Origin of the sequence: Ancylomarina sp. (assembly GCF_041555295.1) — a bacterium.
GTDB lineage: Bacteria > Bacteroidota > Bacteroidia > Bacteroidales > Marinifilaceae > Ancylomarina.
In genome coordinates this window covers 1-5,728 of sequence record NZ_JBFFKR010000222.1, presented here as the reverse complement: position 1 = coordinate 5,728, position 5,728 = coordinate 1, and the positions used below count along the sequence as shown (strand labels likewise).

The window sequence follows — 5,728 nt, the reverse complement described above, 5'->3', positions numbered from 1 at the left end:
TATCCAATGAACCCGTTGGTTCATCAGCGAAGATCAATTTAGGTTGGTGAATTAACGCCCTTACCACTGCAGCACGCTGACATTCCCCGCCTGACATTTGCCCAGGTCGTTGATGAATTTGATTCGATAGACCCACAAAATTCAATAAGTCCAAAGCTCTTTTCTCTGCTTCTTTTTTCACTGCCTTATCCTTCTCTGGCAGATAAGGCAATAGAACATTCTCAAGCAAACTCAGCTGTGGTAATAAATGATGAGATTGAAACACGAAGCCAATTTTCTTATTTCGGAACTGCGCCAACTGATCAGAACTATAATTTAAAATTTCCTCACCATCAAACTTTACAGTTCCTGAATTTGGTAGATCAAGAGAACTCATCACATTCAGCAAAGTACTCTTCCCAGAACCAGATGGTCCCAAAATCGCAATTCGATCTCCCTTTACTATTTCAAAGGAAAGATCATCCAATACCGTTCTCCGAATAGTCGTTTCTGGTACTTCGTAATATTTTGTGATTTTATCGAGTTTAAGCATCTGTTTCGTTTTAACCTGATTTTTATTTCTCGCCAAAGGCATAAATACGCCCATCCATAGCTGTAACAATAATTAAATTATTGACCACTGCTGGCGTTGATATAATGGCTTTACCTATTTCGTAGGACCATATTTTAGCTCCTGTTTTCAAATCCAACTGATAGATTCGTCCATCACCTGAGGCAATCAAAACTGATTTCTTAGTAATCAGTGGCGAGCCTTCAATCTTCCCTTTGGTCTTATATTGCCATATAAGATCACCTGTTTTCTTGTTATAGCAATACACCACTCTATTCTCTGCACCAATAATTACCCTATCCTTATTCACCGATGGTGACCCTAAAAAGGAAATCCCACCTTCTTTTTGCCAAAGTATTTTTCCAGCTTTCAGATCCGCACAATAAAACAAGCCATCGTAGTTACCAAAATAAGCTTTCTCTTCATCCAATGCAGTAGACGAGGCAATATAAGATCCCGCATTCAAGGTATCTTTTACCAAGCCGTTTTTCACATCAACCTGATGAATAAAACCATCGCAACCTCCAAACACAGCAATTTCTCCATTGCAAGCTGGTGCACCATTGATATAATTATTGGATTCATATTTCCAGAGACCTTTTCCTGATTTGGCATCGACACAATGCAAGAAGTAGTCGTAACTACCAAAAAGCAGTCGTTTCTTCTTTTCTTCCGATGAATAAAACCAAGATGCAGAACCTGAAATTTGACCTTCGGTTATATACTCCCATTTCTTCTCGCCAGAACTAGCATTCAAACAAAAGAACTTGCCTTCTAACGAGCCAAAATAAATATGACCATCCAAATATAAAGGTGCTGCTTCAACCGAAGTTTTAGCATCGAAAGTCCACTTTAACTCACCATCTCTCGAAATGGCATACAGTTTCCCATCATTTGATCCTACGAAAACGGTCCCATTACTTATAATAGGCGATGACTTAATGGCATCTCCCGTTTTATAAGTCCAAAGTAATTTTGGAGCCTTTGGAATCTCAGCATTCGTACAACCCTTCAACTCCGAGTTCCCTCGAAAAGACAGCCAGTTAGACTGATTTTGGGCTGTGCCTCCAATGCTTAGACTTATCAATATTATTAAAAGTATTCTTTTCATATGTATTCGATTCTGCTCGATGAACAAATCTTCTTATTTCAAAGCCAAGGCACCCGTTGGGCAAGCTTCAGCACATTGATGCGCCGTTTTAGTTAAGGCTTGGTTTATATCCTGACTAAAAGGAACGGCCATTTCCATATCAAATCCTCTTCCAATGAAAGTCACTCCTGTTAATTCATTATTCTTCTCAGCAATTTCAACACACAGTCCACATTTAATACACTTCTCTGGTTCGTAAACTATACTCTCGTGATTAAAATGTTTCTTGAGGGATTCTCTATCTCCCAATAAAAATTTTCTACGGTCAACCTGATAAACTTCCGCACAATCACGAAGCTTACAGTTGTCCATCTTCCTGCAATCGCAATGCAAACATCTTTTTGCTTCATCAATTGCGTCTTCTCTACTCTTTATGTCTTTTCTCTTGCCCTCCTCTGATTCTTTCAGGTATTCCAAAGCTTCAGTTTGACTTAGGACACCAAAACGAGAATTGAATTTTCTCTTTGTGGTTTCAACCTCTTGTCCCCTCAAGTATAGATTAGCAGAATAAGCAGCCTCTTTTCCCTGAGCCAAAGCTTTCACTGCCATCTTTTGTATGCGAAGCAGGCTTCCACAAGCAAAAACATCAGGTAAATTCGTTTTAAATGCTTCCTTCTCACCCTTAAAATCGAGATTCAAGTTACTTATTTCATCGGAGATCAAACCTGTTGCTATAATTACAGCATCATATTCCTTTCGGATATTCTCAAAGCTCTCTGATGATAATGGTGTGTTTAAATTTATCTCCAGACCCAATCGCTTAAGAATAGTGATTTCTGAATCCAAGACCTCCAGAGGCATCTTTCCATCAGCAATAGCAGAGTGAAGTGTTCCACCCAAAACGGACTCTCTTTCGAAAAGACTGCAAGCATGCCCTTCTTTTAGAATATGAAAGCTCGCTGCCAGTCCTGATACTCCAGATCCAATAACAGCAACTTTTTTTCCACTTGCTGCATTCAATTCAGGTAAGTATGTATTTTTTGATTCTTCTGCTACCGTTCTCTTCAAAACACAAATGGAAACGGCTTCATCCACATCTTTTCTACGACAAACCTTCTCGCAGGGAGCTGAGCAGATATAACCCAATATATGTGGCAAGGCGATTTCTTCTTTCACAATCTGAATGGCCTCATCGAATTTCCCATCAGCAATAAAACGATTCATTTTTGGAATATCCATAAAAGCAGGACAAGCTGCTCGGCATGGCGCTTCGCAATCACCAACATGATCGCTCAAAAGAAGTTCTACTGCCTCTTTTCGGGCACCAAATACTTCTTCGTCCTCGCTTGCCAATTCCATTCCCTCAACAACTTTCGTTGCGCAGGATGGCATCATCTTTCCCGATTTAATATCCTTCACCATGCAAACCATACAAGTGGGATGATTTGAACATCCATCTAAATAGCACATGGAAGGAATGTGAATCCCTACAGATTCAGCAGCCTTTAAAACCGTTGTACCAGCAGATACCTCTATATCTTTATTGTCAATTTTTATTCTTACCATAATCGATATCTATCAGATGACTGATTTTAAATTGAAGTCGTCTTTATCTTACAACGACTGCATCAACTGGACAAATTTGTCTGCAAATGTCACATTTAATGCAAAGTTCATTATCAACTTCGTGCAATTCATAGGGCTTAGCCTTTATAGCATCTACCGGACATCGCTGTGCACATTTCGTACAACCTGTGCATTCATCCTTTATTTCATATTTAATCAGACTTTCACACTTTCCTGATGGACAAGTCCCATTGATATGGGCTTCGTATTCGTGTCTGAAATATTTCAAGGTTGATAATACGGGATTCGGAGCTGTCTGTCCTAAACCACAGATACTCCCCTTTTTCGTATTGATTGCCAATTTCTCTAACAAATCTAAATCTTCGAGTTTGCCCTTGCCTGTTTTAATCTTATTCAAAATCTCAAGCATACGACGCGTTCCAATTCGACAGAATGTGCATCGCCCACAAGATTCTTCCTGAGTGAATGATAAGAAGTAATGAGCAATATCCACCATGCAATCCGATTCATCGAGAACAATCAAACCTCCTGATCCCATCATAGCTCCAACTTCTTTCAAGGAATCAAAGTCAATCGTTGTATCAGCCATCGAAGCAGGAATACATCCTCCCGAAGGACCACCGATTTGTACGGCTTTAAATTTCTTTCCATCGGCTATACCACCTCCAATTTCTTCAACAATTTGGCGAATCGATATACCCATAGGAACCTCTATCAGTCCCCCACGATTTATTTTACCGGCCAAGGCAAAAACCTTAGTTCCTTTACTCTTCTCGGTTCCAATCTCACTGAACTTATCCGATCCATTTCTCAGAATCCAGGGAACAAGAGAAAAAGTTTCCGTATTATTTATAAGTGTGGGCTGATTCCAAAGTCCTTTTTCAGCTGGATAAGGTGGACGTAATTGCGGAATGCCTCGCTTACCTTCAATAGAAGCAATCAAGGCTGTTTCTTCTCCACAAACAAAAGCCCCTGCTCCTTCGAAAATTTCCATATCGAAAGAAAAATCTGATCCCAGTATATTTTCACCAAGAATACCCTTTTCTCTGCATATCTTAATTCCTTCACGAATTCGCTCTACGGCTAATGGATACTCTGCACGAATGTACAAGCGTCCTTCATTTGCACCAACTGCATAGGCTGCAATAATAATGCCTTCTATCACACGAAATGGATAGGATTCCAAGAGCATTCTATCCATAAAAGCACCCGGGTCACCCTCGTCGCCATTACAGATAATATATTTTTTATCGGACTGAGCCTTATTCACCATACGCCACTTTATGGCTGATGGGAAACCAGCTCCTCCACGACCTTTAAGGCCACTCTTTTCAATTTCATCAATTATTTGATCAGGGCTTAAGTCTTTCAAGCATTTTTCAAGAGCTGAAAACCCCTCTTTACTTTTATATTCTTCAAAATCTGAAGGTCGAATTTCACCTCTGTATTCAGTTGCAATATTGATTTGTCCCTTTAAGAATTCGGCAATTGGCGTATTAGTTTCATTGACACTGTAGTGATCTGAGGACTGAGGTATATTGCTGAAAGTTAAATTTTCAGCGTAATTATAAAGTCGACTTTTGAATCGATTCATAAATCCATCAGATTTAAAATGCCTTTGAATGATATCACCAACATCCTCTGATTTAAGTTTGGTATAATAAACAGCATCCTCGCCTGGCTTATGAATCTCCATCATTGGAACCTGATTACAGACACCAACACAACCAACCTGTTTCACATCTACAGTTATACCGCTACTATCCAAAGTCTCCTCCAATGCTTCTTTCACACCTGAGCTACCGCTAGCAATACAACAAGAACCTAGGCCTATTCGAATTTCACCTTGAGGCAAGCCTTTTTCTGAAAGGGTTCTCACTTTCTCCTCTTCCTGATTTCCAGCTTTCGACAGAAAATCTTCAAGCACATCCTTAACCGTTCCCGTCTCTACATGACCATAAGTCACATCGTCTATCTGAACAACAGGTGCCAATGTGCAACAGCCTAAACAAGAAACTTCTTCGAGTGTGAATTTTTTCTCGCTATCGGTTTCTTCACCATCGGCTAATTTCAATTCTCTACGAAAAGCATCATAAACCTGTCCCGCACCTTTTACATGACAAGCTGTTCCAACACAAACACGAACAACATGTTCGCCTACCGGCTGATGACGGAATTGAGAATAAAAAGTTGAAATACCTGAAATCTGCGCTTGTGTAATCTCTGTGATTTCACAAACACGCTTTAAAGCCTCTTCTGGTAAATAGTTTAACTCAGCTTGAATGGCCTGCAAAATAGGAATCACCTTTTCTGAGCTTGTCCCTTTCAGTGCAATTATTCTGTCAACTATATCGTTTATATTATTCATTTTTTTCAAGTAAAGAGTACTGAGTAACCAGTATAACATTTCGACTCCGCTCAATGAACGGTTTATTCAAGTCAAATCAACACATCATCATATCAACACATCAACTAATCATCATTTTCCTATACAATAAAGG

The 5,728-nt window shown here is 39.6% G+C and carries 4 protein-coding genes; all 4 read right to left on the bottom strand.

Going from position 1 to position 5,728, the window contains the following annotated elements:
• On the bottom strand, positions 1–532 hold a 532-nt coding region (locus ABY905_RS13260), incomplete at its 3' end, for an ABC transporter ATP-binding protein (protein ID WP_372644655.1).
• Positions 533–554: 22 nt separating this feature from the next.
• On the bottom strand, positions 555–1,661 hold the full coding sequence (locus ABY905_RS13255; protein WP_372644653.1) for a PQQ-binding-like beta-propeller repeat protein: 1,107 nt from the start codon (positions 1,659–1,661) through the stop codon (positions 555–557).
• A 33-nt stretch (positions 1,662–1,694) separates the two neighbouring features.
• Complete coding sequence (locus tag ABY905_RS13250; RefSeq protein WP_372644651.1) at positions 1,695–3,206, bottom strand: 2Fe-2S iron-sulfur cluster-binding protein; 1,512 nt, start codon at positions 3,204–3,206, stop codon at positions 1,695–1,697.
• Positions 3,207–3,249: 43 nt separating this feature from the next.
• Complete coding sequence (locus ABY905_RS13245) at positions 3,250–5,595, bottom strand: NAD(P)H-dependent oxidoreductase subunit E (RefSeq protein ID WP_372644649.1); 2,346 nt, start codon at positions 5,593–5,595, stop codon at positions 3,250–3,252.
• Between the last annotated feature and the right edge of the window lie 133 nt (positions 5,596–5,728).